Genomic DNA, 26929 nt, shown 5'->3' on the forward strand with positions numbered 1-26929 from the left:
GCCTCAGGCGATATCCTCGGCTTCCTCGAGACGCCGGGCCTCTTCCTCCAGCATCACGGGAATGCCATCGCGGATGGGGAAGGCAAGGCGATCCGCCTTGCAGACCAACTCCTGGCGGTCCTTGAGCAATGTCAGGGGGCCCTTGCATAGGGGGCAAACGAGAATTTCAAGCAGTTTGGGGTCCATGGTTCCTTACTCGGCACTGGCTCAGTCGATTCAACAAGAGTTCTTTTAGTCCCTGCCCCAGTTCGGCGTCAACCTCCAGGACCCAGCAATCTTCCAGTCCCATCTGGCGGGCCAGGGGAGCGATTTTCACCGCGTCCTTTTCCGTCATCACGAAGCGCCCCGCGGGCAAGTCTTCCGCCTTGAAGTCATGATGATCCGGAAAGGCATGGGGGATCACCGCCAGCCCCAGGCCGGCCAGGTGCTCGAAGAAACGCTGGGGGTGGCCGATACCGGCGATGGCATGCACCGGGGTATCGGCCATTTCGGCGGCTGCAGCCAGACGGGTGGGTTCCACCAGGTTGTAGAGGCGCTGCCCCGCCAGGCGCATGCCGAACACGGGGGCAGCCAGCGCCAGGCGCCCGCATGAGCCGCCGTTGCAAACCACGGCAGTCACCCTGTCCAGCCGCTTCTCAGGCTCACGCAAAGGACCGGCGGGCAGGAGCCAGCCGTTGCCGAAGCCCCGCTGCCCATCCACCACGGCCACCTCCATGTCCCGGTCCAAGGCGTAGTGCTGCAGGCCGTCGTCAGCCACCACCACGTCCACTTCGGGATGGAAATCCAGCAACCGGCTTCCCGCCTCGCCCCGCCGGGCGCCAATCCAGACGGGGCAGCCCCCGCGCCTGGCGAGCAGCACGGGCTCATCGCCCACCAGGCGGGGGTCACTGTCAGCCCTGACAGGCATGGCCAGCCTTGCACTGCCGCCGTAACCGCGGCTGACGATGCCCGGCTTGTAGCCAGCGTCCTTGAGCCAAGCCACCAAGGCCAGGGTCAATGGGGTTTTGCCGGCACCGCCGGCGGTGATGTTGCCCACCACCAGCACCGGCACCGGCAGGCGGGTGGACCGCTTCCACCCCCTGGCATAGGCCATGCTCCTGAGGGCCGCGAGGAAACGGAACAGTAGGCTGAATGGCCCCAGAAGCATGCGCATGACCAGGCAGCCCATACCCCGGCCGTACCAGCAGTTATTGAAGAAGGATTCGACCAGAGCCCCCCCTTTCAGGAAAACAATGGGCCGCCCAGAGTTGTCTTGCCCCCCGCAACTTCAGACTGGGCAGAGCCCAGGCCTGGAAAGCCTGTCAGGGCGAGGCCCCGCTCTGGGTAACAAAGGTGACGCGGGGAAACCCGGCGCGGCGGGCCGCGTCCATGACCCGCACCACAGACTGGTGGGTGGCGCGGGCATCAGCGGAGATCACCACCACAGGATCCTTCTCGGGGCCGGCGGCGGCCTGGAGGGCACGCACGATGCCTTCCACTCCCATATTCCCCAACACGGCCTGGTTGACCTCATAGCGCCCCTGTTCGCTGACGTTGACCGTGATCTGGACTGGCTCCTCCTTGGAGGTGTCCCCCTGGGCCTCGGGCAGGTTGATCTGGAGTTCGGAAAAGCGGGCATAGGTGGTGGTGACCATGAGGAAGATCAGGATCACCAACAGCACGTCGATGAGGGGGATCAGGTTGATCTCCGGGTCGTCCCGACGACTGCCGCGCTGGAAATTCATGGACAGGGGGCCTTACTTCCGCTCGCCGTGGACGATTTCCACCAACCGCAAGGCCTCCTGCTCCATCTCCACCAGGAAGGCGTCCACACGGCCCCGGAAGAAGCGGTGGAAAATGAGGCTGGGGATGGCGACGATGAGGCCGAAGGCAGTGTTGTAAAGGGCCACGGAAATGCCGTGGGCCAGAACTGCCGGGTTGCCGCCGCTGGGGGACTGGGAGCCGAAGATTTCCACCATGCCCACCACGGTGCCCAGCAGGCCCATGAGGGGCGCCACGGCGGCGATGGTGCCCAGGGTGGTGAGATAACGCTCCAGGTCGTGGGCAACGGCACGCCCAGCCTCCTCCAGGGATTCCTTCATCATTTCCCGGCTCATGTTCACGTTGCGAACGCCCACGGCGAACACGCGCCCCAAGGGAGAACCCTCGGCCAGGGCCCGCATGATGTCCGGATTGGCTCCGTGCTTGCGCAGGTTCTCCAGGGTCTGTTCCAGCAGCCCCGGGGGAACAACCTGGGGGCGACGCAGGGTGTAGAAGCGCTCGAAAATGATGGCCAGGGCCAGGATGGATGCGAGGATCAAGGGCCAGATTGGCCAGCCGGCGGCTTCGATGAGGGCTAACAATGCCGTATTCCAAGAGGGGACAAAACGCATGCAACTGTAGCCCGCACCCGGCTCTTGGGCAAGCCGACTGCTATACTGCCGCCGCCATGGCAAAGACACCTCCCACCCACCCCATTTCCCCCCGATGATCCGCCGCCTGATCAACAAGGTCTTCGGCAAGAAGGCTCCCGCCGGCCCCCTCATCCTGCCCCTGGAACAGCACGGCATCCGCCGCGAACAGTTGCACCATTGCGCCCTCAAGGTCACCCGCAGCCTGCGGGAGGCCGGCCATGACGCCTTCGTGGTGGGGGGCGCGGTGCGTGACCTGCTGCTGGGCCGCGACCCCAAGGATTTCGACGTGGCCACCAATGCCACGCCGGAAGAGGTGCGGCGGGTGTTCCGCCGCTCCCGCCTCATCGGCCGGCGCTTCCAGATCGTGCACGTCTATTGCGGCCCCGACGTCATCGAGGTCACCACCTTCCGCGCCGCCACGCCGCCACCGGAGGACTTGGACAACGAAGAGGGAGAAGGGAACGTCGTCCGGACCCGGGTCACCGCCGACGACGGCATGCTCCTGCGGGACAACGTGTTCGGCAACCAGGAAGAGGATGCCGCCCGCCGCGACTTCACCGTCAACGCCCTCTACTACGACCCAGACAAGCAGGAAGTCTGGGACTGGCACGGCGGCGTGGCCGATGCGAAAAAGAAGGTGCTGCGCATGATCGGCGACCCGGAGCAGCGATTCCGCGAGGACCCGGTGCGCATGCTCAGGGCCGCCCGCTTCGCCGCCAAGCTGGATTTCCACATCGACCCCACAACCCGGGCCCCCATCGCCCGGCTGGCACCCATGCTGGCCCGCATTCCGCCGTCCCGGCTGTTCGACGAGATGATGAAGCTGCTGCTCTCGGGCCATGCCGAGCGGGGCGTGCGCCAACTGCGGGCCGAAGGCCTGCACCACGGCATTCTGCCCATGCTGGACGCCATCCTGGACGACCCGGGCCGGCAGAAATTCCTCCACGCCGCCCTGCATGACACGGACGAGCGGGTGCGCAAGGGCCATTCCGCCTCACCCGCCTTCATGCTGGCCTGCCTGCTCTGGTACGACTACCAGGAGGAACTGGCTGCCAACAAGCAGGCGGGCAAGCACGACCAGCCTGCCCAGTTCGACGCCATGGACACGGTGCTGGAGCGCCAGCGCAGCGCCCTGGCCGTCCCCCGCCGCCTGGATGGCACGATCAAGGAGATCTGGGTGCTGCAGGGCCGCCTGACCCAGCGCAGCGGCGGCAAGCCCTTCCGCCTTCTGGCCCACCCCCGCTTCCGGGCCGGCTACGACTTCCTGCTGATCCGGGCCCGGGGGGACGACGCCGAGACTGAACTGGCGGACTGGTGGACTCGCTTCCAGGAAGCCGGCGAGGACGAACGCGCCGGCATGCTCATCACATCCTCAGGCGGCGAAGGCAAACGCAAGCGCCGCCACCGTCCCCGGCACAAGCCCGGCGATGCCGTGGAGGTCACCCTTGGCTGACATCGAGGCCTACGTGGCCCTGGGCGCCAACCTGGGGGACCCCGCCGCCCAGCTGCGCCGCGCCATGGCGGAACTGGCCCGCCTGCCGGAAAGCCGTCTGGCCGCCTGTTCCAGCCTGTACCTGTCCAAGCCCGTGGGCTTCCTGGATCAGCCGGACTACGTCAACGCCGTCGCCGCCCTGGGCACCAAGCTCACGCCCCGGGCCCTGCTGGATGCCCTGCTGGACATCGAGGCTCGCCACGGCCGCAGCCGGGCCTTCAAGAACGCCCCACGCACCCTGGACCTGGACCTACTGCTTTATGACGGCCTGGTCATGCATGAGCCCGGGCTGACCCTGCCCCATCCCCGCATGCTGGAACGGGCCTTCGTCCTGGCCCCCCTGGCGGAAATCGCCCCGGATTGCGTCATCCCCGGCCAGGGCACCGCCGCTTTCAACCTGGCGAAGCTGGACTGCACCGCCCTGGCCCGACTGCCCGACCCCGCACCCCAGGCCCGCTCGGCCCATCCCTGATGTTCGGCCGCTTTCGTCACATCGTCGTGGAGGGGCCCATCGGCGTGGGCAAGACCAGTCTGGCGCGCAAACTGGCCACCCTGCTGGAAGCGGAACTCATCCTGGAAAACGTGGATGAAAACCCCTTCCTCGGTCGCTTCTACGAGGACCGCCGCCGCTACGCCCTGCCCACCCAGCTGTTCTTCCTGGTCTCCCGGGTGGAACAGGCCCAGCGCCTCATCCAGGGGGAGCTCTTCACCCCCGCCACGGTGGCGGACTTCATGCTGGCCAAGGACATGCTCTTCGCCCGCCTGACCCTGGACGAGGCGGAGTTCAAGCTCTACCGCCAGCTCCACGAAGGCCTCAGGCCCCAGGCCGGCGCCCCGGACCTGGTGATCTACCTCCAGGCCAGGACCGCCACCCTGGCCGAGCGGGTACGCAAGCGGGGTCGCCAGGCGGAACGCAACCTGAACGAGGCCTACCTGGCCGACCTGTCCACCGCCTACAGCGAGTTCTTCTACCATTACGACGAAGCACCGCTGCTCACCGTCAACAGCGAGCACCTGAACTTCGTCGACAAGGACGAGGACTTCAACCTGCTGGTACAGCGCATCAAGGACATGCGTGGGCGGCGGGAGTTCTTCAACATGGGGGCATGATCCCTAACGAAACAGGCTCCATACATGTATCTACCTCAGTTGCTGAAACGAGCCGAGCAAGGCGAAAAACTGGTGGCCCTCACCTGCTATGACGCCGGCTTTGCCCGCGTCCTGGCCCACAGCGGCGTGGACATCCTGCTGGTGGGGGATTCCCTGGGCATGACCGTCCAGGGCCATGCCACCACCCTGCCCGTGACCCTGGAGCACATGGCCTACCACACCGAGGCGGTGGCCCGGGGTGCCGACGGCCGGGCCTTCGTCATGGCCGACCTGCCCTTCGGCAGCTACCAGGCCAGCCCCCAACAGGCTTTCTCCAGCGCCGCCCGGCTGATGGCGGCCGGTGCCAACATGGTGAAGCTGGAAGGCGGCGCCGTCATGGTGGACACGGTGGAATACCTGAGCCAGCGTGGCATCCCCGTGTGCGCCCACCTGGGCCTGCTGCCCCAGTCGGTGAACCAGACGGGGTATCGCGCCCAGGCCAAGGAACGCAAGGCCGCCGATCAGCTCATCAAGGACGCCACGTCCCTGGAGGCGGCCGGGGCCGGGATGCTGGTGCTGGAATCCATCCCCGCCATGCTGGCTGCGGAAGTGACCAACTGCCTGGCCCTGCCCACCATCGGCATCGGTGCCGGCACCGACTGCGACGGCCAGGTGCTGGTGCTCCAGGACCTGCTGGGCATGACCCCCCGGCCCCCCCGCTTCGCCAAGGACTTCATGGCCGGCGCCACCAGCATCGCGGATGCGGTGGGGCGCTATGTCCAGGCGGTGCGGGACGGTAGTTTCCCCGGGCCGGAACACCAGTTCCCATGAAGCTGGTCCACAGCGTGGCGGAACTGCGCCAGGCCCTGGCGGGCGCCGGGCAGTCGGCCTTCGTGCCCACCATGGGCAACCTCCATGCCGGCCACATCTCCCTCGTCGAACTCGCGAAACGGCATGGCCGGCCCGTGGTGGCCAGCATCTTCGTCAATCCCCTGCAATTCGGCGCCGGCGAGGATTTCGAACGCTATCCCCGTACCCTGGAGGCGGATTGCGCCCAACTTGAAGCCGCCGGATGCGACCTGGTGTTCGCCCCGGATGTGGGGGAGATGTACGCGGAACCCCAGAAATACACGGTCATTCCGCCCCTGGCGGAAGAACTCTGCGGCGCCTGCCGGCCCGGCCATTTCGCCGGCGTGTGTACCGTGGTGCTGAAGCTGTTCAACATGGTCCAGCCCCGCTTCGCCGCCTTCGGCAAGAAGGACTACCAGCAGTTGTTCATCCTCAAGGGCATGGTGCGCCAGTTCAATCTGCCAATCACCCTCCTGGAAGGGGAGACCGGCCGCGCCCAGGACGGCCTGGCCCTGTCCTCCCGCAACGGTTACCTCTCCATCGAGGAAAGGGCCGAGGCCCCCCGGCTTTTCATGACCCTCAATAACCTGGCGAACCGCATGCAGGCCGGTGAACGAGACGCCGCCCAGCTGGAGCGGGAAGCCGCCGACCACCTGGCCGACCATGGTTGGCGCGTGGACTACGTGGCCCTTCGCAGCCAGGAGACCCTGCTGACCCCCTCACCGGGCGAAGGTCGACTGGTCGCCCTGGCGGCAGCCCATCTGGGGCGTACCCGCCTCATCGACAACCTGGAAATCGACCTGTCTGTTTGGTAGGCAACCTAATCGGTATAATGGCTGCCCTTTTTCAGATTTCCTGCCCGCCATGCAACGCACCCTGCTGAAATCCAAGCTGCACCGCGTGCGCGTCACGGCCTCCGAACTGGAGTACGAAGGCTCCTGCGCCATCGACGAACTCCTGCTGGAGGCGGCGGACATCCGCGAGTACGAGCAGATCGACATCTACAACGTCAACAACGGCGAGCGTTTCACCACCTACGCCATCTGCGGCCAGCGGGGCTCGGGCATGATTTCGGTGAACGGCGCCGCCGCGCGCAAGGCAGCCGTGGGCGACGTGCTCATCATCGCCAGCTTCGCCGTCTACTCGGAGATGGAAGCGGCCCAGTTCGAGCCCAAGCTCATCTACGTGGACGAGAAGAACCGCATCAAGCGCGTCGGCGCCACCATTCCCGCCCAGGCGGCCTGAGTTGCCTTAGGGTGGCTTGAGGTTGGCCTAAACCCGCTTCACCCTGGCCCAGTCGAAGCAGGGCCCCGGGTCAGTTTTGCGACCCGGCGCGATGTCCGAGTGACCCGCCACCCCCTGGATGGGATAGACCGCCTGCAATAGCCGCAGCAACTCGTTGAGTACCTGATACTGGATTTCGGTGAAGGGCTGTTCATCCGTACCCTCCAGTTCGATGCCGATGGAATAGTCGTTGCATCGCTCCCGCCCCCGCCATGATGAAGTGCCCGCATGCCAGGCCCGCGCCCCGCAGGGCACGAACTGGACCAATTCCCCGTCGCGGCGGATGAAGAAATGGGCCGAGACTCGCAGGCCATGGATGCCCGCGTAATAGGGGTGCTCGGCGGCGTCCAGCCGGTTGGTAAAAAGCTGCTCCACCCCGGGGCCGCCGAACTTTCCTGGTGGCAGGCTGATGTTGTGGACCACCACCAGACTGATGGCCTCCCCGTCCGGCCGCGGGTCCTGGTTGGGTGACGGCGAACGCCGCGCGCCCGCCAGCCAGCCCTCGTCATCCAGCCGCCACGCCTCTTGCCTCATGTTCTAGGGCTCCTCCTGGGCCGGCGCCGCCAGGGCATCCGCCATGGCCGCCGCCAGGGCGGGTGGGCTGACCTCGCACTCCAGGCGGGCATGGAACTCGCCGTTCCTGTAAAGCAGCAGGGTGGGCAGATGAAAGACGTCGTGGGCCCGGGCCAGGGCCGGACTGAGCTGGACATCCACCTTGAAGAGCCGCGTCCCGGGACCCGCCGCCAGGGGCAGGCGTCCCTCCACCACCCGGCAGGTGCCGCAGGTGGTACTGCCGAACAGCACCAGGGCGATACCCCCTGCCTCGCGCAGACGGTGGTGGTAACGGAATTCGTCCAGAGGTTCCAGGGCAGCCATGGCGGGATGTTAGCGCAGCCACGGCCGCCCATCCTTTTCATGCCCCGGCCACATTACAATCCCGCGTCCTTTAAGCGGAGCTATTCATGCTTGCCCTTGAGTTGTTTTTCTTCCTCATCCTCATCCTCATCGCCGCCGAGGTGTTCGTAAACGCCCTGGAGCACCTGGGGGAAAGGCTGGGCATCTCGGAGGGAGTCACGGGTTCCATCTTTGCCGCCGTGGGCACGGCCCTGCCGGAAACCATCGTGCCCCTGCTGGCCATCTTCGCCGGCACCCAGAACCAGCAACTGAACGAGGAGATCGGTGTGGGCGCCATCCTGGGCGCCCCCCTCATGCTCTCTACCCTGTCCCTGTTCCTCATGGCCCTGGCCGTTTGGAAACACCGGGGGGCGCAAGGCCACCTGACCCCTGAACGGACCGGCCTGACCCGGGATCTGGATTTTTTCCTCGCGGCCTTCACCCTGGCGGCCGTGGCCCTGTTCGTGCCCCATGACAACCCGGCCATCCGCGCCATCCTGGGTGTGGTGATGGTGCTGATCTACTTCTTCTACGTCATGCTCACCATCAAGGCCTCCGCCGCCCTGGTGAAGGATGGCCATGCCACCGAGGCGGAAGACCCCATGTTCCTGGCCAGGTTGGGCCTGCCTACCAACTGGGCCACCATCCTCATCCAACTGGCGGCCGGCCTGGCCCTGCTGGTGACGGGGGCCAAGGGTTTCATCCATGGCATCGAGGCGGCCGCGCCCATGCTGGGCATCTCCGCCCTGATGCTGTCCCTGATGATCGTGCCCATCGCCACGGAACTTCCAGAGAAGGTGAATTCCATCCTCTGGATCCGCAAGCACAAGGACACCCTGGCCTTTGGCAACATCACCGGCGCCATGGTGTTCCAGGGCACGCTCCTGCCCGCCATCGGCATCCTGCTCACCCCCTGGGCACCCCAGAAGGAAGTGCTGGCCGGCGTGGTGGTCACCCTGGTGGCCGCCGGCTGGCTGCGCTTCATGCTGCGGCGGGGCCAGTTGCGGGTTTGGATGCTGGGGGTGAACGGCGCCCTCTATGCCACTTACCTGACCATTGCACTTACCTGAGCCGGGCCGCCGCGATATCCCTAAATATTTGTCGGGCATGGCCGATATCTATATCGTTCGGCATAAAGAACAGACAATTGTCTGAACGTATGGAGCGCCCATGAAGAACCCAAACATCACCCCCACCTCGGTGGAAAAAGTGATGCGGGAAGACGATTTCATCGTCTCCAAGACCGACCTGACGGGTCGCATTACCTACGGCAATCGCATCTTCGTGGAGTTTTCCGGTTACTCCGAAGAGGAACTCCTGGGCAGCCAGCACAACATCATCCGCCACCCGGACATGCCCCGGGGGGTGTTCAAGTTCCTATGGGACACCATTCAGGACAAGAACGAGTGCAATGCCTACGTAAAGAACATGGCCAAGGACGGCAGCTTCTACTGGGTGTTCGCCAACGTCGTCCCGGATTTCAGTTCCAATGGCGAAATCACCGGTTTCACCTCGGTACGCCGCAAGCCTCGCACGGAGGTCGTGAAGCTCATGAGTGGCGTCTACCAAACCATGCTCGAAATAGAACAGAAGGCGGGCCCCAAGGATGCCTGCGCCGCCTCCTTGAGATTCCTGACCGGCCTGCTGGCCGAGAAGCAGTTGAGCTACGGCGAGTTCATCCTCTCCCTCTAAGGTACTGCCATGACCGATCTATCGTTGCGTACCCGATGCATCCTGTTCGCCACGGCCTTCAGCGTGCTGCTGGCAGTCAACATCGTCGTGCACATCGTGATGCATGGTTTCGAATGGCTGCCCATCGGCCTCCTGGCCATCGGTTTCTTCATCGCGGGGCTCCTGCAGCACAAGTCGCGCAAGTGGCTCTCGCCCCTGGCCGACCTCAGCGAGGTACTGCAGGAAGTAAGCGCCGGCCGATTCAGGCGCCGCATCACCCACATCGACGGCAGCACGGAAATCGGTCGCCTGTGCTGGCACATGAACGACATGCTGGATCAACTGGAAACCTTCAACCGGGAACAGGCCACCACCTTCCGCCACCACGTGGACGGCAAGTTCTACCGCAAGGCCATGCCCGCCGGCCTGCACGGCGGCTTCGCCAAGGGTCTCGAAAACCAGAACACGCTGCTGGAAGGCATGGCCACGCACACCCTGGGCCAGATGAAGAACCTGCTGCTGTCCATGGTGCAAAGCCTGAACAGCGGCAACCTCTTGAAAAACCTGGCTTCCACCCAGCAGGACCTGACCCGCATCACCGAGCACATGAAGATCGTCGCCAGCGAGGCCACCCGCACCAACAGTGATGCCGAGGCCAGCCATGCCGTGGTCTCCTCCGTGGTGCAAAGTCTTTCGGAGATTTCCACCCTCATCGACCACGCCAGCGTAGCCATCACCCAACTCAACGCGCGGGGTGCGGAAATCCAGCAGGCGGTGAGCCTGATCAACGGTATCGCCGACCAGACCAACCTGCTGGCCCTGAACGCCGCCATCGAAGCTGCCCGGGCCGGAGAGGCGGGGCGCGGATTCGCTGTGGTGGCAGACGAGGTGCGCAAGCTGGCGGAAAACACCAAGAACGCCTCCATCTCCATCGGTCGGGTCATGGAAGACCTCATGCGGGAGGCGGAATCCATGCTCAAGGATTCCGTCACCATGCGCGAGATGGCCAACAGTTCCCGGGGCGTCGTCGGCGACGTGTCCGCCCGTTTCAACCAGTTCGCGACCTCCGCCAAGACCACCCTGGAAAAGACCTATCACGCGCTGGACATGAGCTTTGCATCCCTCATCAAGGTGGACCACATCATCTACAAGCAACGGGCCTACATGGCCCTGGGCACCGGCGGAGAGGAGCAATACGTCAGCGCGGTGAGCGTGGACTGCCATGGTTGCCGCCTGGGCAAGTGGTATTACGAGGGCGACGGCAAGGAGCGGTTCATCGATACACGCGCCTACAAGACCATGGAATCCCCCCATCACCAGGTGCACCACAGCGCCCATGAAATGATGTCCTACATCGACAAGGGCTGGGAACATGACGTGGAGATGCAAAACACCATCTACGGCCAGTTGGAGAAGATGGAGAGCGCGAGCCAGGCAGTCATGGAGACCATCGGCCACATGGTGGCGGAAAAACACAATGACACCTTCGCCGCACCCGCTGCGGGCAGCCCCTCCACCCCTACTCAGCCATCCCCCTCTGCTCCCATTCCGGTGGCCCGGAAAGCGGTCAAGGCCAGCCCCAAGAAGGAAGGATCCGGATCCATCGAGCTGTTTTGATCGGCCACCTGGCGCGTCCTAGTCGATGCCCAGCCGCTCCAGGCGATAACGCAGGCTGCGGAAGGTTACGCCCAGCAGCCGGGCCGCGGCGGTCTTGTTGTTTCCCGTCTTGAGCAGGGCGGCCTGGATGGCCTTCTTCTCCACGGCATCCAGATAGTCCTGCAGGCCCGTACCCACGCCCTCAGCCCCGGGGACATCCGCCCCCGCGTCCTCCCCATTCGGGGTGATATGCAGGTCGTCCGGTGTGATTTCCTCTCCCTCGGACAGGGCCAGGGCCCGCTCCAGCATATTTTCCAGTTCCCGCACATTGCCCGGAAAGTCATAACGCTGCAGCGCCTCCAGGGCTGCAGTGCTGAGCCGGGCACCGCGATGCCCCGTCAGGCGCTCCAGGATGAACCTGGCCAGGTCGGCCACGTCCTCCCGGCGCTCCCGCAGGGCAGGCATGTGGATGCCGATCACGTTGAGGCGATAGAACAGGTCATGGCGGAACCGTCCGGCGGAGACTGCCGCCTGCAGGTCCTGGTGGGAGGCGCTGATGAGGCGCACGTCCACGGGTTCCTCCGTCACCCCCCCCACCCGGCGCACCCGCTTCTCCTGGATGGCACGCAACAACTTAACCTGCATGTTGAGGGGCAGGTCCACCACCTCGTCCAGGAACAGGGTGCCGCCGTGGGCAGCCTGGAAAAACCCGTCCCGGTCCGCATCCGCCCCGGTGAAGGCCCCCTTGCGGTAGCCGAAGAACTCGCTCTCCATGAGATTTTCCGGGATGGCGCCGCAGTTCACTGCCACGAAGGGGGCTTCCGCCCGGGCGCCCTCGGCATGGATCAAACGAGCCGCCACTTCCTTGCCCGTGCCCGTGGCCCCGGAAATGAACACCGGCGCCTGGCTGCGGGCCACCTTATCGATGAGGGCACACACCTGGCGCATGGGGCCCGAGTCACCCACCAGGCGGTAGGTTCCGGGCGCCTTGGCAGGCATTTCCGGCAGTTTGAGTGCCGAGCGCACCAGGGCACGGATGTTCTCCGGGCTCACCGGCTTTTCCACGTAGTCGAAGGCCCCGGCCTTGAGGGCCACCACGGCATTTTCCGCTGAACCAAAGGCCGTTATGACCGCCACGGGCGTGCGGGGAGCATGTTCGGCGATGTGGCGCACCACCTCCAGCCCGTCCCCGTCGGGCAGGCGCATGTCGGTCAGGCAGAGATCAAACCCCTGCCTGTCCAGCAGGCTCCGGGCCTGGGCCACGCTGCCCGCCCGCTCGCTGTCCAGGCCCATGCGCACCATGTCCAGTTCCAGCAGGTCCAGGAGATCTGGTTCGTCATCCACCAACAGGACACGGGGTCGTTTCACTTTCCGCTCTCCTTGCATGGCGCCCATTGTCCGCTCAGCCGGAACAGGGTGCCATCGGCAATCTCCATATAACTCAGGCTGCCGCCGTTGGCCTCTGCCAGGTCCCGGGCAATGTACAAGCCCAGTCCGGTGCCTTGCTTCGACGTGGTGTAGAAGGGCTCGAAGAGGCGGGTCTTGGTCTCGGCGGGGATGGCCGGGCCATCGTTGATGATGTCGATGTCCACCCGGTCCGCCAGGCCGGACATGCGGATGCGGATGCTTCCGGGCTGCCGGGTGCAGTAGCGCCAGGCATTGCGCAGCAGGTTCCACAGGATCTGTTCCAGATGGTTGCCGTCCATGCACAGGCGCAGGTCGCCGCTCTGATGGATCTGGATCACGTTCTCTGGCACCTGTTCCCGCTGGGCGAAATTCGTGACGAAGCTGGGCACCACCTCGGAAAGCACCTGATCCTGCTTCTGCATCCGGTCCCGGCGGTTCAGGGCCAGGACATCCTCCACCAGCCCGTTCAGTCGTTCGGCATTGTCGCCGATGATGCGGGTCAGGCGGCCGGTGACCTCGGCGGTATTTTCTTCCCGCAGCAACCCGGCGGCATGGCGTATGGCCGAGAGCGGGTTCCTGATCTCGTGGGCGAGGTTGGCGGTGAGCATGCCCAGGGATGCCAGTTTCATGCGCTGGGCCTGGGCTTCCAGGTCCGTCATGTCCTCCAGCACCACCACGGCGCCCTGGCGCCGCGTGGGCTCCAGCTCGATGAACCGAGGAATCAGGCGGCGGCCATCCCGGCCCGCCTGGAAGGGATGGGGCGGGATGGCCTGGTTGTTGCGCCAGCGGGACCAGAGTTCCGCCAGCGGGGGGGAACACTGGCGCAGGTTGCAACGGGAGAAGAAGCGGGTGCCCAGCAAGTCCTCCACCCGGGCATTGAACTGCACCACGTCCCCCTCCCCGTCCACGGCCATGACCGCATAGGGCAGTTCCCGGATCATGCGCGCGTTGATGCGCGCCATATTTTCCGCCTGCTGCCCCTTCTCCCTGGCCATCTGGGATGCCATCAGCACACCCGTGGTCTGCACGTGGGCCAGCAAGGCCACGCCGAAGAAACTGGCGGCCAGGACCCCGCCCCGGGCCAGGGTATCCAGGCCCGATCCGCCGGTCAGCACCAGCCAGAATTGCTGGGACAGCACCACCAGGGAGGCCAGCGAGGCCCAGAAGAAGATGTTTCGCTTCTGGCGCAGCATACCCACCGCCGCCATGGACACGATGAGCAGCAGGCCGGGGCCTGCCGGCCCGCTTCCGCTCACATACAGGAGGCCGCCGATGCAGACTATGTCGACGATGACATGGCGTACCAGCTGGGTTTCAAAGGCCGGCATCCGGTGCTGCATGGGCAGCATGAACACCCAGGCCACCAGGAAGTAGACGGCGCAGATGCCGGCGAACCATTGGGGACTGCGCAAGTCCAGGAAGCTGGCCTCCATGGCCAGACCCACCACGGCCAGGCTGAAGGCCACGAACAGACGGAAATGATTGAGTTGGGTAAGGGCGCGCCAGAAACTGTCAGGCGCCTCCTCCCCGTTGGCTGTGGCTGGGTAGCTACTGGCCGGTTCGGCGGTGTTCATCGCAACAATAGAACTGGCCCTTACTCATGAGGGCCTCGGAGCGGGGCATGTTCACCCCGCACACCTTGCAGCGCACCATGTCCTCGGCCTGCTTCGGCGCCGGGGGCTTCCCTGCCCTGCCTCCCCGCTGTTTGCCCATGTGCTTGAACCAGAGCACCAGCAGCAGCGTGACCAGGATGATGAACAGGATCTTACCCACGGGACAGGCCGTTCTTGTGGGTTTCGTTTATCACGGCCAGCAGTTGCTTGAAGGGGATCTCCCGACCCCACCGGTTCACGAACTGCATGTAGGGCAGATCCCGTCCGGTTGGAAACTGGTAGGTATCCGCCACCATCTCGTCGTACATCTTGCGCAGCACACCGTCCAGGTGGTCCAGCATGGTGGACCACCGCTCGGCATTCTCCGGGTCATACTCGATGCCGGCGCGCATCTCGTCGATCTCGTACACCGCGTTGTGCACCAGGTCCACGTATTCGTCGTAGGTCTTTGGGCCTTTCATTTTTCCTCGCTCACTCCAAACAGAAACAGGGGCCGAAGCCCCTGTCATTGTGCCACTTAGACGCACCGATTACTTGCCGGCGCTCACTTGCCGGCAAACTCTTCCAGCTTGCGGGCCCGCACCACGTTGCCGTTCAGGCCGGCGTCCTTGGCGGAGCCGCCATAGGCCAGGGTCATCAACTGGGAGTAGTAAAGCACCGGGATGTCGAACTTGGTGCCGTAGCGCTTGTTGATCTGGCCCTGGTAGACCTCCACGTTGGCCTGGCACAGGGGGCAGGGGGTGACGATCATCTCGGCGCCGCCGTCATAGGCCGCCTCGATGATGTCCTTGATCTGGCCCTGGGCCTTTTCCGGCTCGGAGAAGGCCAGGGCGCCGCCGCAGCAGGTCACCTTCTGGTCGTACTTCACCGCTTCGCCGCCCACGGTCTCGATAAGCTTGTCCAGGTACATGGGGTTCTCGAAGGACTCGCCGGCGATGCCGAAGGGCCGGTTGGTCTGGCAGCCTACGTAGCCGGCGAACTTCATGCCGTCCAGGGGCTTCTTCACGGGCTTCTTCAGCTCGTCGTAGCCCAGGTCCTCGATGAGCACCTCCACCATGTGGCGCACCTCGGGGATGACCTTGATCCGCAGGCCGGCCTCTTTGAGGGCTTCCTGGGTGTCGGCCATGAGGCTGGAGCTGTGCTCCAGGCGCTCCTTGGACTCCCGGGAACCCAGCCAGCAGGCGGCGCAGGTGGCGACGATGTCCTGGCCCGGCAGGTTGGTCTCGGCCAGGGCGAAGTTGCGGGCGTTCATCACGTGCCGGGGCAGTTCCCCCGCCTCGGCGTAGCTCACGGACGCGCCGCAGCAGTTCCAGTCCGGAATCTCGGTCATCTTGATGTCCAGGGTCTTGCACATGGACTCCACGCTGACCAGGTAGTTGGAAGCCGACGCGCCCTTCTGGGACGAGCAGCCGGGGTAGAAAGCGTATTCCTTGCGTGCCATCTTCTTTCTCTCCTTAAGCCGCCGTTATTCCGAACGGCCCTTGCGCTTGGCTTCCAGCTCGTTGGCCTTGGCCAGCATCTTGTGGATGCCGTTCACATCCTTGCACTTGTGGCCTAGCCCCAAGGCTTCCAGGGGATTCAGGCGACCGGCCTTCACCAGGCCCAGGGCCACGTCCTTCATCTCCATGCCCTTCTTGATGCCGGCACCGACGCCATCCTTGAAGTACAGGCTCTGGGTGAGTTGCACCTCGTTGACGCGGCCATACTTGGTGGCGTTGTTCCAGAAGGTCTTGGACAGGTGCATGGTGGGCTGGTTCTTGGGGGCCCGGCCGATCTTGTAGGCATACTCGGCGATGCCGTGCATGACATGGGTGACGGGCACCTTGCGGGGGCAGCGCACGTAGCAGTTGTAGCAGGACGTGCACATGTACATGCCGTTGGCGTTCAGCACTTCCTCGCGCTTGCCGGCCCGGATCATCATGAAGATTTCCTGGGGCGGGTGGTCCCAGCCGGAGTGGAAGTTGGTGGGGCAGGAACCGGAACACAGGCCGCACTGCATGCACATCTTCACCCACTCGCCCATCTCCGCCTGCTCTTCAATCTCCTTGAGGAAATTGTTCTTGTAGCGGTCGGCCATTTGGCTGTTCAAATCGCTCATCTCACGCTCCTCACAGGTCCTTGAAGGGCGACATGCCCATTTCTTTAACCCTGGCCGCATAGTCGTTGATCTTCCGCGGCAGGGTGGCTATGTCGGTGATCGCCACTTCCAGGTCCATCAGGCGATCCTGTTCCAGGTTCATGCTCTTCAGGGTGTCGTACACCTTGGACATGCGGTAGCGGCCCAGCTCGGAACCCTTCACGAAATGGCACTGGTATTCCTCGCCGTGCTTGCAGCCCATGAGCATGACGCCGTCATAGCCGCCGTTGAGGGCGTCGGTGATCCACACCGTGTTCACGGAACCCAGGCAGCGCACCGGGATCACGCGCACGAAGGGGTCGTACTCGTGGCGGTTCAGGCCGGCCATGTCCAGGGCCGGGTAGGCGTCGTTCTCGCAGGCCAGCACCAGGATGCGGGGCTTCTCGGAGAACTCGTCCGGCACATCCACGGCCTTGATCTGGGCGCCCACGGTGTTGACGGAGTAGTTCTCGAAGGAGATCACGCGCACCGGGCAGGCGCCCATGCAGGTGCCGCAACGGCGGCAGCGGGACTCGTTGAACAGGGGGAAGCGCTTCTCGTCCTCGTCGATGGCGCCGAAGGGGCATTCCACCGTGCAGCGCTTGCACTGGGTGCAACCTTCCAGACGGGCCGTGGGGAAGGACAGGTCGCCTGCCCGGGGATGGGCGGCCTTGCCCAGGCCGGCGTTTTCCACCGCCTGGATGGCCTTCATGGCGGCGCCCGTGGCATCTTCCTGGGCTTGCAGGATGTCCATGGGACGGCGCACCGGGCCGGCGGCGTAGATGGCCGTGCGGCGGGTCTCGTAGGGGAAGCAGATGAAGTGGCTGTCGTTGAAGCCGTGCTTGAACTGGGGCATGTCCGGGCCTTGCCGGTAGTCCAGCTTCAGGATGGAGCTGTCCAGCATCTGCACCACCTTGGCCTTTTCCGCCTCGCCACCGCCCTCGGCGGCGCGGTTGGCCTCGGCCAGGGCATCCAGGTCGGGGCCGGAATTGGGCACCGCGCCCGTGGCCAGTACCACCAGATCCGCCTCTGCTGCGGTGTTCTCGTTCAGGATCAGGTCCTTGAACTTGACGGTGCAGCTGTTGCCGTTGGCCACCACCTCGGACACCACGCCCTTGGAGAAGATCACGCCCCGGTTCTGGGCGGAACGGTAGAAGTCCTCGCCGTTGCCGGGGGTGCGCAGGTCGGTGAACAGCACCACGGTGTCGATGTCCGGGTTACTGTCCTTGAAGTAGGTGGCCTGCTTGATGCTGGTGTTGCAGCAGTAGCCGGAGCAGTACTGCAGGTGCTCGCCGGTACTGTCGCGCTGGCCGGCGCACTGCACGAACACCACGGACTTCACTTCCTTGCCGTCGGAGGGGCGGCAGATGGGCTTGCCTGCGGCGGCTGCTTCCTTGGCCAGGGCTTCCAGGCCGGCCTGGTCCACCACGTTGGGGGACTTGCCGTAGCCCAGGTGGGGCAGCTTGTTGGCGTCATACAGGCTGAAACCGCTGGCCTGGATGATGGAACCCACGTCCTCGGCCACGACGGAACCGCTCTCGATGGCGATCTCGGCCTTGAAGCGGCCGGGGGCGCCGGAGGTCTTGGCCAGGGTGGCGTTCAGATAGACCTTGATGTTGGCATCCGCGTCGATGCGGGCCACCATGTCGGCCACGCCGTTGTCCTCGGGGGCCTTGAAGGGCTCCCGGGTGGGCACGCGCTTGTACAGCTTGGCGGCCCAGCCGCCCAGGGCACCGGTCTTCTCCACCAAGACGACCTTGTAGCCGGCCTTGGAGGCTTCCAGGGCGGAGGTCATGCCGGACACGCCGCCACCGACCACCAAAATAGTCTTGATGGTGCCGGTCTTCTGGTTGCCGCCGGGGACCTGCATGGCCTTCACTTCGGCGCAGGCCATGCGCACGTAGTCCTCGGCCATTTCCTGGGTGGTCTCCCGGGCCTCGTCGGTGTCGGGACGAATCCAGATCACGCCTTCACGCAGGTTGCCGCGGCTCATGGCCACGGTGGTGAAGTTGAAGGCCTCGGTCTTGGCCCGGCGGGAACAGGCGGCGATGGCCACGTGGGTCACGCCTTCGTTGTCGATGTCGTTCTGGATGGTGGCCACGCCGTCGGCGGAGCAGAGGAAGTCATGCTCGCGCACGACCGCCATCTTGCCGTCCTTGGTGGCAACCTTCACCAGGGCTGCGGTGTCCAGGCGGGCGCCCAGCTCGCAGCCCTTGCAGATGTATGCAGCGGTTTTCATCTCAGCCATTTCTCAAACCTCCGCGCGGGCGACTTTGTTGACCACCTGGATGGCGCGCAGGGCCGCCGCGGTGGCGCTCTGTACGGCGCGGTTCACGTCCAGGGCATTGGTGGCGCAACCGGCGCCGAAGATGCCGGCGTTGGCCGGGTCGGCCATGATGAAGCCGGAGGAATCGCTCATCACCTCGGCGGGGATGTTCACGCCCTTCACCGCCGGCTCCATGCCCACGGCCAGGACCACCAGGTCATGGGCGGTGGCGTAGCGCACGTAACCCTCGGTGTTCACGCCGTTGCAGACGGGGTTGCCGTCCTTGTCCTCGGTGATGCGTGCCACCTTGGATTTCACGAAGCTCACATTGGGGTTGGCCTGGACCTTGGCGTAGAAGTCCTCGAAGCGGTCGATGGCGCGGATGTCGATGTAGTAGATGGTCGACTTGCCCTCGTCGCCGTACTTCTCCTGCACGTAATGGGTCTGTTTCAGGGAGCCCATGCAGCAGAAGCGGGAACAGTGGCGCAGATGGTTCTCGTCCCGGGAGCCGGCGCACTGGATGAAGGCCACGTTCTTGGCCTCCTTGCCGTCGGACGGGCGCAGGATCTTGCCGCCGGTGGGGCCGTGGGGATCGGCCAGGCGCTCGAATTCCACGTTGGTGATGACGTTGGGGAAGCGGTCGTAGCCGTAGTACACGATCTTCTCGGCGTCGTAGGGCTTCCAGCCGGTAGCCCAGACGATGGCGCCGGCGTTCAGCGTCACTTCCTCTTCCTTCATGTCCAGGTCCACGGCGTTGTACTTGCACGCGGCCTTGGCGGCTTCGCCGTCGGCGGTGCCGACGATGGAAGGATCGATGACGAAACGCTGGGGATAGGCATAGTCCGTGGGCAGGTAGGCGGCCTTCACCTTGCCCAGGTTGTAGTTGTAGGCGTCATCCACCTCGGCCTTCACCGCCTTGCCGCATTCGCCGCAGGCCGTGCAGTTCGCATTCACGAAGCGGGGCTTCAGCTTCACGCTGACGCTGTAATTGCCCTTCTCGCCGGTGATGCCGGACACCTCGGCCATGGTCAGAACCTGGATGCGGGGGTTGGCCTTGAGGCGGCGCAGGTTGATTTCCAGGCCGCAGGTGGGATGGCACATCTTGGGAAAATACTTGTAGAGCTGAACGGTACGGCCGCCCAGGTACGGGTTTTTTTCCACCAAAACGACTTGCTTCCCGGTTTCAGCGGCCTCAAGTGCCGCGGTCATGCCCGAGATGCCGCCGCCCACGACCAGAATGGTCTGATTGGTTGCAACTACAGTCGCCACAACTGACGTCATGGTTCGCCTCCGATGGGTGAAGACAGAAAAATCCGGAAGTCCGGGCAGGTGGGGTCACCTAAGAAAAGACACAGGGTCACCCGGACAAAATAGGGCCGAATGGTACCCGTAAAGGACTACCCGCCGCGAGATGGGTTTAATCGAATGTACTTATGAACGAATAGACAGGCTAAATTGGACGGGCGCAAAGGGCCATTTCTGTGTCATTGACCGCCAACCTTCAGCGCCCACGCTCCAGACATGGAGGCCGGCTTGCCACCGGACCTCCACCTTGGGCACCAAAAATCAGGCGGCCGCCGTGAGATCCTTCACCGTGTCACTGGCGCAATTGGCCTTGCAGGAAGCGATGCCGTTCTCCATGGCGGCCGTGCTGGAATACATCTCGGAGGAACCGATGATCTGGCCGTTTGTGGCGGTCAGGGAGAAGTGGGGACTGCCATTGGAGGCCGTTTTCCTCTCATAGCGCCCATCCTCCAGACCGTTCTTGCGCACAGATTCGATGCCGGCCTGGGCGCTGCGCTTTTCCTTGTAGCCCTGGCTGGTGAGGATGACCTGATGGTTGCCCGCCTTGAGCACGAACATGAAATTGCCATTCGCCATCGTCTTGAGTTCGAAATAACCGGCCATGGAGTCTTATATGGACGCCTCCCGTTTGCCAAGGACGATTGGGGTGTTCTGGGACAGATAGGCTGCAGTTTTATATCCGGCCTGTGGTGCAGGCTGGATTGCCTGCTGGCCCTGATGGAATCCGCTGACCCGCGCCTCATTTCCTTGAAGGACTCGAAGTCCTTGACCCCATACAGGCTTGGCGGGTCACGGTCTGACCTGTTTGCCATCACACTTTATCGACCTTGCGCAACCTTTACGGCGTGCCGTTCCTTTCTCTCAAAGTGGTTGAGATACGTTGTGAGCCAGCCCTACGTGGGCTGGCTCACAAACCCTTTCTGGTACGTCCGCTCGTGGGCCAGCAAGGCCCAGATCGTGCGCGCCATCTTGTTGGCCAGCGCCACCACCGCGACATTCAGCGGCCGGCGTCGGCGCAGTTCCGTGATCCACGGCTGCGGCTCCTTGGCGTGCGTGAGCACCGACCTTGCGCCGTGGATCAACAGCGTGCGTAGGTAAGTGTCACCCCGCTTGCTGATGCCCAGGAGTCGTATGCGCCCGCCCGTGCCGGTCTGCCTGGGCACCAGCCCCAGCCAGGCGGCGAATTCGCGCCCCGACTTGAAGGCCTGGGCATCGCCCATCGTGGCCACCGCCGCCGTGGCGGTCAGCAAGCCCACGCCGGGGATGTCGGCAATACGCTGGCAGGCTTTGTCTTCCCTGTGCCAGACCTTCAACCGCCGCTCGATCTCGCCGATCTCATCGTCGAGCTTGCCGATCCGCGCCCACTGCTCGCGCAGGGTGTCGATGACCATCGCCGGCAGACGATCGGACAGCCGTTGCAGGGCTTCGGCGATGCCTTTCTTCACACCCGCCTTGCCTTGGGGCATGACCTCGCCGTACTCGGTCAGGAGACCCCGCAGGCCGTTGATCTGGGCGGTGCGGAACTTGACCAGCTGCTGACGCATGCGGTGCAGGGCCAGGATGGCCTGCTGTTCCTCGGTCTTGACGGCAACCGCCTTGAGGCCCGGTTGCCGCACCGCCGTCCAGATGGCGCGGGCGTCATGCGCGTCGCTCTTGTTGCCGCCGACGAAGGGACGGACGGCCTTGGCCGGCATGAGCTTGACCTGGTGGCCCATGGCCACAAGTTGCCTGGCCCAGTGCTGCGCGCCACCGCAGGCTTCCATGCCGATCAGGCAGGGCGACCGGTTGGCAAAGTGCTCCAGGAACTTCTCGCGCTTGAGCTGCAAACTCACGATCTCTCCGGTCTCCATGTCGATCCAGTGCAACTGGAACACCCGCTTGGCGATGTCAACGCCGACCACAGTCTTGCTATCCTTCATTTCGGACCCTCCGGTTTGCCTGTGAAGATCTTCGTATCTTCCACCTTGGGCACTTCGATGCCGTTGGCCCGTGAGGGTCCACCCCTCACTCACCCCACCACCGCAGAGTTATCCACCGCGCCGGGCGCCGGCGGTCCCTCTATCACCAAAGGTGACCGGCGCGGTGGGTAACTCGTGTTCAGCGCTCACGGGGTGGGAGGCGTCCATACCATTTCCTTTCAGTGGGGGGGGGTCAAAGTTGTCCTTCGGCAAGAGCCCAAGAGGCCTAATCCGTATTGGACAAAAACAATAATACGCTTCCAGCCCGGAGGAGAAAGTGCCATGGCTCACAGCAGGCATGGCACCGCCCTGCCCCATCAACCCAGTCGCTGGCGCTGGGCTTTGACCTTTTCAAGGGTGGCCGTGAAGTCCGCCAGGCGCTGCTGCTCCTGCTCCACCACCGCCGCGGGCGCCTTGTCCACGAAGCTGGCGTTGCCGAGCTTGCCCTGGGCCTTCCTGGTCTCCCCCTCCAGGCGGGCGATCTCCTTGTCCAGGCGGGCGATCTCGGCTTCCCGGTCGATTTCCACATGGAGCATCACCCTCCAGTCGCCCACCACGGCCACGGGGGCATCGCCTTCCGGCAACCTGGTGAAGGCCTGGACTTCGGACAGGCGGGCCAGGGCGGCCATGTACGGACCGTAGATCCCGACCCGCTCCATATCGCCTTCAACGTAGAGCGGCACTTTCTGGGCAGGCGACAGGCCCATCTCGCTTCTCAGGTTGCGGGTGGCGCCGATGAGGTCCTTGAGGCGCGCTATTTCCGCCTGGGCGGCCGCATCCGCCAAGCCACCAACCTTGGGATAGGCAGCCCGCATCAGGCTCTCGGTCTGCTTGGCACCCGCCAGGGGGGCCACGGCCTGCCACAGTTCCTCGGTGATATAGGGAATCACCGGGTGGGCCAGACGCAGCAGGGTCTCCAGAACCCGTACCAGGGTGCGGCGGGTGGCCCGCTGGGCCGCCTCGCCGCCGCCGTTGATCTGCACCTTGGCCAATTCCAGGTACCAGTCGCAATACTCGTCCCAGACGAACTCGTAGATGGCCCGGGCGACCATGTCGAAGCGGTACTGGTCGAAGCCGGCCCGCACCTCGGCCACGGCCTGGTCCAGGCGTCCCAGGATCCAGCGATCGGCGAAGCTGAATTCCAACGGCAGGGCCTCGTCCAGGCCCGTGTCCTGGCCCTCGCAGTTCATGAGCACGAAGCGGGTAGCGTTCCACAGCTTGTTGCAGAAATTGCGGTAGCCCTCGCAGCGGGCCAGGTCGAACTTGATGTCCCGGCCATGGGTGGCCAGGCTGGCGAAGGTGAAACGCAGGGCGTCGGTGCCGAAGCTGGCGATGCCCTCCGGGAATTCCTTGCGGGTGGCCTTCTCGATCTTCGGGGCGTCCTTGGGGTTCATCAGGCCCGTGGTGCGCTTGGCCACCAGGTCGTTAATCGTGATGCCGTCGATGAGGTCGATGGGGTCCAGCACGTTGCCCTTGGACTTGGACATCTTGTTGCCGTGGGCGTCCCGCACCAGGCCCGTCACATACACCTCCCTGAATGGCACCTTGCCGGTGAAGTGCAGGGTCATCATGACCATGCGGGCCACCCAGAAGAAGATGATGTCGAAACCCGTGACCAGCACACTGGTGGGCAGGTAATGCTTCAGTTCCCAGGTGTCATCGGGCCAGCCCAGGGTGGAGAAGGGCCACAGGGCGGAGGAGAACCAGGTGTCCAGCACGTCCTCGTCCCGGGTGAGCTCGGCCCCCTTGGCCAGCCTCGATGCCTCCGCCTCGTCCTTCGCCACATAGACGTTGCCGTCGGCGTCGTACCAGGCGGGAATGCGGTGGCCCCACCACAGTTGGCGGGAGATGCACCAGTCCTGGATGTTTTCCAGCCACTGGCGGTAGGTGGTGGTCCAGTTCTCCGGCACGAACCGCAACTCGCCGGAGTCCACCGCCCCCAGGGCCTGTTTGGCCAGGCCTTCCATGCTCATGAACCACTGGTCCGTGAGCATGGGCTCTATGACCGCGTGGGTCCGGTCGCCCCGGGGGATCATGAGCTTGTGGGGCTTGGCGGATACCAGCAAGCCCTTGGCCTGAAGCTCCTCCAGAATCTTCTTCCGGGCGTCGTAGCGATCCAGGCCCTGGTATTCCGCGGGGGCCATGTCGTTCATCTTCGCGTCCAGGGTAAGGATGTTGATGGCCTGGAGCTTGTGTCGGCTTCCCACCTGCCAGTCGTTGAAATCGTGGGCGGGGGTGATCTTCACCACGCCGGTGCCGAACGCCCGGTCCACGTAGTCGTCGGCGATGATGGGGATGGTGCGCTCCGCCACGGGCAGGCGCACGGACTTGCCGATGAGGTGAACATAACGCTCGTCGTCGGGGTTCACCGCCACGGCCGTGTCCCCCAGCAGGGTCTCGGGCCGGGTGGTGGCCACGGTCAGGGAACCAGAACCGTCTTCCAACGGGTAATTGATCTCCCAGATGAAGCCCTCTTCCTCGGTGTTCACCACCTCCAGGTCGGACACGGCGGTGCCCAGCACCGGGTCCCAGTTCACCAGGCGCTTGCCGCGGTAGATCAGGCCCTCGTTGTACAGGCGCACGAACACCTCGGTGACGGCGGTGGACAGGCCCTCGTCCATGGTGAAGCGCTCCCGGCTCCAGTCCGGGCTGGTGCCCAGGCGGCGCATCTGGCGGGTGATGGTGGAACCGGAGTGCTCCTTCCATTCCCACACCTTGGCCAGGAAGTTCTCCCGGCCCAGGTCATGGCGGCTGATCTTCTGGGCATCCAACTGGCGCTCCACCACGATCTGGGTGGCGATGCCGGCGTGGTCCGTGCCCGGCTGCCACAGGGTGTTGTCGCCGTCCATGCGGTGGTAGCGGGTGAGGGCGTCCATGAGGCCGTGCTGGAAGGCATGGCCCATGTGCAGGGTGCCCGTGACGTTGGGGGGGGGCAGCAGGATGCAGTAGAAGTGCTGCCCTTCCTCGCGCCCCATGTCAAACCAGCCGGACTGCTCCCAGGTCTGGTACCAGCGTTTCTCGATGTCGTGGGGTTCGAAGGATTTTGCGAGTTCCATGGTGGGGCAACGCCTGTTCAAGGCGAGGTCAAATCAATTTCGGAAGGGGCGGATTATAGCCGGCCCGCCTTCACCGCCGTGGCTCTCCCGCCCCCCCGCGCGAACCATGGCCGAACCGTTTGTCCAGTTCTTCCCGCACGGCCTTGCGGACGATTTCCTCCAGGCGCAGCTGCTGACGAATGAACAGATCCGCAAGACGTTCCTCCATGCCCCGCTCCTGGGCAGCGCCCTCTTCCCGGCAGTCCGCCGGGCCATGGGTTGACGGGGAAGGAGGCGGAACCATCGGCTTGTCCGCCGCGCGCCGCGCCTGTAAACGTCGCTCTTCTCCTGGCTTGTCCCCCGTGGCCGGCCCCAGGGCTCGCCGGTCCAACACCCGCCGCTCGGGATCGCCCCAGGTGGTCTGGGCCTCCGGGGCCTTGCCCACCACCTCGGTCAGCACGGGGAAATCCTCATACTCCAGGCCCTTGTCCACCAGGGCATCCGGCGCCCGCTTCTCGAACAGGGCATCGATCTTGCCGAACAGGTCCTTGCTGCCCTCGCTCATCTCCGTCCCCCCCGAAATCGCCGGCATGTCGTCACTCAGGCACCGCCCGTGGCCAGGTCATGGGTGTCAAGGGCATAGCCCCTTGCCTTGAAGAAGCGGAACCGGGCCCGAGCACGCTCCCGGTCCTCGGGGTCGGACGTCACGATTTCCAGGAGTCGTTCGAAGCGGCCGAAGAAGGCGGGCGGCTCCCCATCCAGGTTGATCAGCACATCCGCCCGCTGCAGGTGATCCGGGTTGTCCCCGATGAGGATGGGCGTTTCCGACGCCAGGGGATGGCCGCAGCGCACATGGGGCAGAAAGGAAAGTTGCTGGGCCGTCCAGAAACCCTGGTCCGCCTCCTGGGCCCTGACCGGATCAGCGGTATAGACCAAGGCCTGCTGTCCACTCTGAAAGACCTTCGTGGCCAGCTTGCGGGCAACGTCCAGCTTCTCGGGCGCGTTGAAATAGAAGGTGATTCGGGTCATGGAAGCCAATGCGGGAGGTCACCACCAGGGAACAAGGTTAGTGCTATAAACCTCTCACCGCTAGTCCATGGCTGAGTACCGCCATCCCATACCGTGAAAGGAAGACCATGCGAATCCGTATGCCCACACTTGCATTGCTCCTTGCCGGCGCTGTCGCCCTGCCCGCCCGGGCCGAGATCCACACCTACAAGATCGACAACACCCACAGCTTCGCCAATTGGGAAATCCGCCACGTGGTAGCCCGCACCAGCGGCACATTCCACGACGTTCAGGGCAGGATCGTCCTGGACACGGACAACATTGCCAAGTCCACCGTGGAAGCCAGCATCAGCGTCTACAGCCTCAACTCCTCCCACCTCAAGCGGGACATCCACGTCCTCACCGAGGACTACCTGAACGCCCGGGACCATCCGGAGCTGAAATTCGTTTCCACCAAGATGTCCCCCGTGACGCCCGAGAAAGGCAGCGTCACCGGCAACCTCACCCTCCACGGCGTCACCAAGCCCGTCACCCTGGAATACCAGATCCTGGGCCTGGGCAAGGACCCCTGGGGTGGCATGCGCATAGGTTTCAAGGCCACCACCCGGCTCAACCGGGGAGACTACGGCATCACCAAGGGCATTCCCTATGGCCCCGTGGGCAACGAGGTGGACGTCACCCTGCTCATCGAGGGCATCCGCTTGTCCGAAGACGGTCAGCCCTGGACCACGCAGAAGGCCCAGGAGCAGAACCCCAAGGTCATCTCCTTCCCGGCACCGGTCGAGGCCGCTCCCCAACCCGTGCCAGTCCCCACGCCTTCACCCGCAGCAACGCCTGCCGTGACGGCACCTCCGGCACCTGTCGTCCAGCCTGCCCAGGAAGTCGCCCCAGGCAAGCCGGAAAGCACGGAAGACCAACTGAAGAGAAAACTGATCAAGGAGCTGTTCAAGTAG

General features: G+C 64.5%; 29 protein-coding genes. 10 read left to right on the forward strand and 19 right to left on the reverse strand.

The window, feature by feature from the left end:
• Window positions 1–3 precede the first annotated feature (3 nt).
• The 4 genes from H6935_14705 to H6935_14720 form a co-directional block, all read right to left on the reverse strand.
• Window positions 4–186 (reverse strand): Trm112 family protein, encoded by a 183-nt coding sequence (locus H6935_14705; protein ID MCP5279585.1) that lies wholly within the window; start codon window positions 184–186, stop codon window positions 4–6.
• A complete protein-coding gene (locus tag H6935_14710; protein ID MCP5279586.1) occupies window positions 167–1168 on the reverse strand; it encodes a tetraacyldisaccharide 4'-kinase in 1002 nt (333 codons plus the stop codon). Before H6935_14710 ends, H6935_14705 begins: the two co-directional genes overlap by 20 nt.
• 133 nt (window positions 1169–1301) lie before the next feature.
• Complete coding sequence (locus H6935_14715) at window positions 1302–1724, reverse strand: biopolymer transporter ExbD (GenBank protein MCP5279587.1); 423 nt, start codon at window positions 1722–1724, stop codon at window positions 1302–1304.
• Between the two features lie 12 nt (window positions 1725–1736).
• On the reverse strand, window positions 1737–2342 hold the full coding sequence (locus H6935_14720; protein ID MCP5279588.1) for a MotA/TolQ/ExbB proton channel family protein: 606 nt from the start codon (window positions 2340–2342) through the stop codon (window positions 1737–1739).
• Between the two features lie 124 nt (window positions 2343–2466).
• On the opposite strand from H6935_14720, the gene pcnB reads away from it, so the two are divergent.
• The 6 genes from pcnB to H6935_14750 are packed head-to-tail and all read left to right on the forward strand — an operon-like array spanning window position 2467 to window position 7068.
• Window positions 2467–3846 (forward strand): polynucleotide adenylyltransferase PcnB, encoded by a 1380-nt coding sequence (gene pcnB, locus H6935_14725; GenBank protein MCP5279589.1) that lies wholly within the window; start codon window positions 2467–2469, stop codon window positions 3844–3846.
• A complete protein-coding gene (gene folK / locus H6935_14730) occupies window positions 3821–4357 on the forward strand; it encodes a 2-amino-4-hydroxy-6-hydroxymethyldihydropteridine diphosphokinase (protein MCP5279590.1) in 537 nt (178 codons plus the stop codon). The genes pcnB and folK overlap by 26 nt, the downstream gene beginning before the upstream one ends.
• Complete coding sequence (locus H6935_14735) at window positions 4354–4995, forward strand: deoxynucleoside kinase (protein MCP5279591.1); 642 nt, start codon at window positions 4354–4356, stop codon at window positions 4993–4995. The genes folK and H6935_14735 overlap by 4 nt, the downstream gene beginning before the upstream one ends.
• A 24-nt stretch (window positions 4996–5019) precedes the next feature.
• Window positions 5020–5805 carry a 3-methyl-2-oxobutanoate hydroxymethyltransferase gene (gene panB / locus H6935_14740; GenBank protein MCP5279592.1) on the forward strand — a complete coding sequence of 262 codons (786 nt, stop codon included), beginning with the start codon at window positions 5020–5022 and terminating at the stop codon, window positions 5803–5805.
• Window positions 5802–6638, forward strand: coding sequence for a pantoate--beta-alanine ligase (locus H6935_14745; GenBank protein MCP5279593.1), 837 nt, complete (start codon window positions 5802–5804; stop codon window positions 6636–6638). Before panB ends, H6935_14745 begins: the two co-directional genes overlap by 4 nt.
• 49 nt (window positions 6639–6687) lie before the next feature.
• Entirely contained in the window at window positions 6688–7068 is a 381-nt protein-coding gene (locus tag H6935_14750; protein ID MCP5279594.1) for an aspartate 1-decarboxylase, read from the forward strand.
• Between the two features lie 27 nt (window positions 7069–7095).
• On the opposite strand, the gene ampD is transcribed toward H6935_14750, so the two are convergent.
• Both ampD and H6935_14760 read right to left on the reverse strand, forming a co-directional pair.
• Window positions 7096–7641 (reverse strand): 1,6-anhydro-N-acetylmuramyl-L-alanine amidase AmpD, encoded by a 546-nt coding sequence (gene ampD, locus H6935_14755; GenBank protein ID MCP5279595.1) that lies wholly within the window; start codon window positions 7639–7641, stop codon window positions 7096–7098.
• A gap of 3 nt (window positions 7642–7644) precedes the next feature.
• Entirely contained in the window at window positions 7645–7983 is a 339-nt protein-coding gene (locus H6935_14760) for a thioredoxin family protein (GenBank protein MCP5279596.1), read from the reverse strand.
• Between the two features lie 86 nt (window positions 7984–8069).
• Here H6935_14760 and H6935_14765 point away from each other — a divergent pair, with 86 nt between their 5' ends.
• From H6935_14765 to H6935_14775, 3 genes are all read left to right on the forward strand, one after another.
• Window positions 8070–9071, forward strand: a complete 1002-nt coding sequence (locus tag H6935_14765) for a sodium:calcium antiporter (GenBank protein ID MCP5279597.1) — start codon at window positions 8070–8072, stop codon at window positions 9069–9071.
• A 100-nt stretch (window positions 9072–9171) separates the two neighbouring features.
• Entirely contained in the window at window positions 9172–9693 is a 522-nt protein-coding gene (locus H6935_14770) for a PAS domain-containing protein (GenBank protein ID MCP5279598.1), read from the forward strand.
• A 9-nt stretch (window positions 9694–9702) separates the two neighbouring features.
• Complete coding sequence (locus H6935_14775; GenBank protein MCP5279599.1) at window positions 9703–11289, forward strand: CZB domain-containing protein; 1587 nt, start codon at window positions 9703–9705, stop codon at window positions 11287–11289.
• Between the two features lie 18 nt (window positions 11290–11307).
• Here the strand turns inward: H6935_14775 and H6935_14780 are convergent, their stop codons facing one another.
• From H6935_14780 to H6935_14840, 13 genes are all read right to left on the reverse strand, one after another.
• Window positions 11308–12654 carry a sigma-54-dependent Fis family transcriptional regulator gene (locus H6935_14780; protein MCP5279600.1) on the reverse strand — a complete coding sequence of 449 codons (1347 nt, stop codon included), beginning with the start codon at window positions 12652–12654 and terminating at the stop codon, window positions 11308–11310.
• Entirely contained in the window at window positions 12633–14249 is a 1617-nt protein-coding gene (locus tag H6935_14785) for a HAMP domain-containing histidine kinase (GenBank protein MCP5279601.1), read from the reverse strand. The genes H6935_14780 and H6935_14785 overlap by 22 nt, the downstream gene beginning before the upstream one ends.
• Complete coding sequence (locus tag H6935_14790; GenBank protein ID MCP5279602.1) at window positions 14224–14448, reverse strand: hypothetical protein; 225 nt, start codon at window positions 14446–14448, stop codon at window positions 14224–14226. Before H6935_14790 ends, H6935_14785 begins: the two co-directional genes overlap by 26 nt.
• Window positions 14441–14749: a hypothetical protein gene (locus tag H6935_14795; GenBank protein MCP5279603.1), complete on the reverse strand. Its 309-nt coding sequence runs from the start codon at window positions 14747–14749 to the stop codon at window positions 14441–14443. The genes H6935_14790 and H6935_14795 overlap by 8 nt, the downstream gene beginning before the upstream one ends.
• A gap of 83 nt (window positions 14750–14832) precedes the next feature.
• Window positions 14833–15729, reverse strand: coding sequence for a CoB--CoM heterodisulfide reductase iron-sulfur subunit B family protein (locus H6935_14800; protein MCP5279604.1), 897 nt, complete (start codon window positions 15727–15729; stop codon window positions 14833–14835).
• Window positions 15730–15753: 24 nt separating this feature from the next.
• The gene (locus tag H6935_14805; protein MCP5279605.1) at window positions 15754–16386 is read right to left on the reverse strand and encodes a 4Fe-4S dicluster domain-containing protein; all 633 of its coding nucleotides are present in this window, start codon (window positions 16384–16386) and stop codon (window positions 15754–15756) included.
• Window positions 16387–16396: 10 nt separating this feature from the next.
• Window positions 16397–18652 (reverse strand): hydrogenase iron-sulfur subunit, encoded by a 2256-nt coding sequence (locus tag H6935_14810; GenBank protein ID MCP5279606.1) that lies wholly within the window; start codon window positions 18650–18652, stop codon window positions 16397–16399.
• Window positions 18653–18655: 3 nt separating this feature from the next.
• Window positions 18656–19939 (reverse strand): CoB--CoM heterodisulfide reductase iron-sulfur subunit A family protein, encoded by a 1284-nt coding sequence (locus H6935_14815; protein MCP5279607.1) that lies wholly within the window; start codon window positions 19937–19939, stop codon window positions 18656–18658.
• Between the two features lie 297 nt (window positions 19940–20236).
• The gene (locus tag H6935_14820) at window positions 20237–20578 is read right to left on the reverse strand and encodes a YegP family protein (protein MCP5279608.1); all 342 of its coding nucleotides are present in this window, start codon (window positions 20576–20578) and stop codon (window positions 20237–20239) included.
• 290 nt (window positions 20579–20868) lie between these two features.
• Window positions 20869–21894, reverse strand: coding sequence for an IS110 family transposase (locus tag H6935_14825; protein MCP5279609.1), 1026 nt, complete (start codon window positions 21892–21894; stop codon window positions 20869–20871).
• A 356-nt stretch (window positions 21895–22250) separates the two neighbouring features.
• A complete protein-coding gene (locus tag H6935_14830) occupies window positions 22251–24989 on the reverse strand; it encodes a valine--tRNA ligase (GenBank protein ID MCP5279610.1) in 2739 nt (912 codons plus the stop codon).
• A 70-nt stretch (window positions 24990–25059) separates the two neighbouring features.
• Window positions 25060–25560 carry a hypothetical protein gene (locus tag H6935_14835; GenBank protein MCP5279611.1) on the reverse strand — a complete coding sequence of 167 codons (501 nt, stop codon included), beginning with the start codon at window positions 25558–25560 and terminating at the stop codon, window positions 25060–25062.
• 8 nt (window positions 25561–25568) lie between these two features.
• Window positions 25569–25997 (reverse strand): DNA polymerase III subunit chi, encoded by a 429-nt coding sequence (locus H6935_14840; GenBank protein MCP5279612.1) that lies wholly within the window; start codon window positions 25995–25997, stop codon window positions 25569–25571.
• A gap of 107 nt (window positions 25998–26104) precedes the next feature.
• On the opposite strand from H6935_14840, the gene H6935_14845 reads away from it, so the two are divergent.
• Window positions 26105–26929 (forward strand): YceI family protein, encoded by an 825-nt coding sequence (locus tag H6935_14845; protein MCP5279613.1) that lies wholly within the window; start codon window positions 26105–26107, stop codon window positions 26927–26929.

The organism is Thiobacillus sp., assembly GCA_024235835.1.
In the GTDB taxonomy this organism is placed as follows: Bacteria; Pseudomonadota; Gammaproteobacteria; order Burkholderiales; family Thiobacillaceae; genus PFJX01.

What these genes read in the sequence shown, in the direction of transcription:
- H6935_14705 (MCP5279585.1), bottom strand. Translation starts at nt 186, where the DNA reads ATGGACCCCAAACTGCTTGAAATTCTCGTTTGCCCCCTATGCAAGGGC.
- H6935_14710 (MCP5279586.1), bottom strand. Translation starts at nt 1,168, where the DNA reads ATGGGCTGCCTGGTCATGCGCATGCTTCTGGGGCCATTCAGCCTACTG.
- H6935_14715 (MCP5279587.1), bottom strand. Translation starts at nt 1,724, where the DNA reads ATGAATTTCCAGCGCGGCAGTCGTCGGGACGACCCGGAGATCAACCTG.
- pcnB (MCP5279589.1), top strand. Translation starts at nt 2,467, where the DNA reads ATGATCCGCCGCCTGATCAACAAGGTCTTCGGCAAGAAGGCTCCCGCC.
- folK (MCP5279590.1), top strand. Translation starts at nt 3,821, where the DNA reads ATGCCGTGGAGGTCACCCTTGGCTGACATCGAGGCCTACGTGGCCCTG.
- panB (MCP5279592.1), top strand. Translation starts at nt 5,020, where the DNA reads ATGTATCTACCTCAGTTGCTGAAACGAGCCGAGCAAGGCGAAAAACTG.
- H6935_14745 (MCP5279593.1), top strand. Translation starts at nt 5,802, where the DNA reads ATGAAGCTGGTCCACAGCGTGGCGGAACTGCGCCAGGCCCTGGCGGGC.
- H6935_14750 (MCP5279594.1), top strand. Translation starts at nt 6,688, where the DNA reads ATGCAACGCACCCTGCTGAAATCCAAGCTGCACCGCGTGCGCGTCACG.
- ampD (MCP5279595.1), bottom strand. Translation starts at nt 7,641, where the DNA reads ATGAGGCAAGAGGCGTGGCGGCTGGATGACGAGGGCTGGCTGGCGGGC.
- H6935_14760 (MCP5279596.1), bottom strand. Translation starts at nt 7,983, where the DNA reads ATGGCTGCCCTGGAACCTCTGGACGAATTCCGTTACCACCACCGTCTG.
- H6935_14765 (MCP5279597.1), top strand. Translation starts at nt 8,070, where the DNA reads ATGCTTGCCCTTGAGTTGTTTTTCTTCCTCATCCTCATCCTCATCGCC.
- H6935_14770 (MCP5279598.1), top strand. Translation starts at nt 9,172, where the DNA reads ATGAAGAACCCAAACATCACCCCCACCTCGGTGGAAAAAGTGATGCGG.
- H6935_14775 (MCP5279599.1), top strand. Translation starts at nt 9,703, where the DNA reads ATGACCGATCTATCGTTGCGTACCCGATGCATCCTGTTCGCCACGGCC.
- H6935_14780 (MCP5279600.1), bottom strand. Translation starts at nt 12,654, where the DNA reads ATGCAAGGAGAGCGGAAAGTGAAACGACCCCGTGTCCTGTTGGTGGAT.
- H6935_14785 (MCP5279601.1), bottom strand. Translation starts at nt 14,249, where the DNA reads ATGAACACCGCCGAACCGGCCAGTAGCTACCCAGCCACAGCCAACGGG.
- H6935_14795 (MCP5279603.1), bottom strand. Translation starts at nt 14,749, where the DNA reads ATGAAAGGCCCAAAGACCTACGACGAATACGTGGACCTGGTGCACAAC.
- H6935_14800 (MCP5279604.1), bottom strand. Translation starts at nt 15,729, where the DNA reads ATGGCACGCAAGGAATACGCTTTCTACCCCGGCTGCTCGTCCCAGAAG.
- H6935_14805 (MCP5279605.1), bottom strand. Translation starts at nt 16,386, where the DNA reads ATGAGCGATTTGAACAGCCAAATGGCCGACCGCTACAAGAACAATTTC.
- H6935_14810 (MCP5279606.1), bottom strand. Translation starts at nt 18,652, where the DNA reads ATGGCTGAGATGAAAACCGCTGCATACATCTGCAAGGGCTGCGAGCTG.
- H6935_14820 (MCP5279608.1), bottom strand. Translation starts at nt 20,578, where the DNA reads ATGGCCGGTTATTTCGAACTCAAGACGATGGCGAATGGCAATTTCATG.
- H6935_14825 (MCP5279609.1), bottom strand. Translation starts at nt 21,894, where the DNA reads ATGAAGGATAGCAAGACTGTGGTCGGCGTTGACATCGCCAAGCGGGTG.
- H6935_14830 (MCP5279610.1), bottom strand. Translation starts at nt 24,989, where the DNA reads ATGGAACTCGCAAAATCCTTCGAACCCCACGACATCGAGAAACGCTGG.
- H6935_14835 (MCP5279611.1), bottom strand. Translation starts at nt 25,560, where the DNA reads ATGCCGGCGATTTCGGGGGGGACGGAGATGAGCGAGGGCAGCAAGGAC.
- H6935_14840 (MCP5279612.1), bottom strand. Translation starts at nt 25,997, where the DNA reads ATGACCCGAATCACCTTCTATTTCAACGCGCCCGAGAAGCTGGACGTT.
- H6935_14845 (MCP5279613.1), top strand. Translation starts at nt 26,105, where the DNA reads ATGCGAATCCGTATGCCCACACTTGCATTGCTCCTTGCCGGCGCTGTC.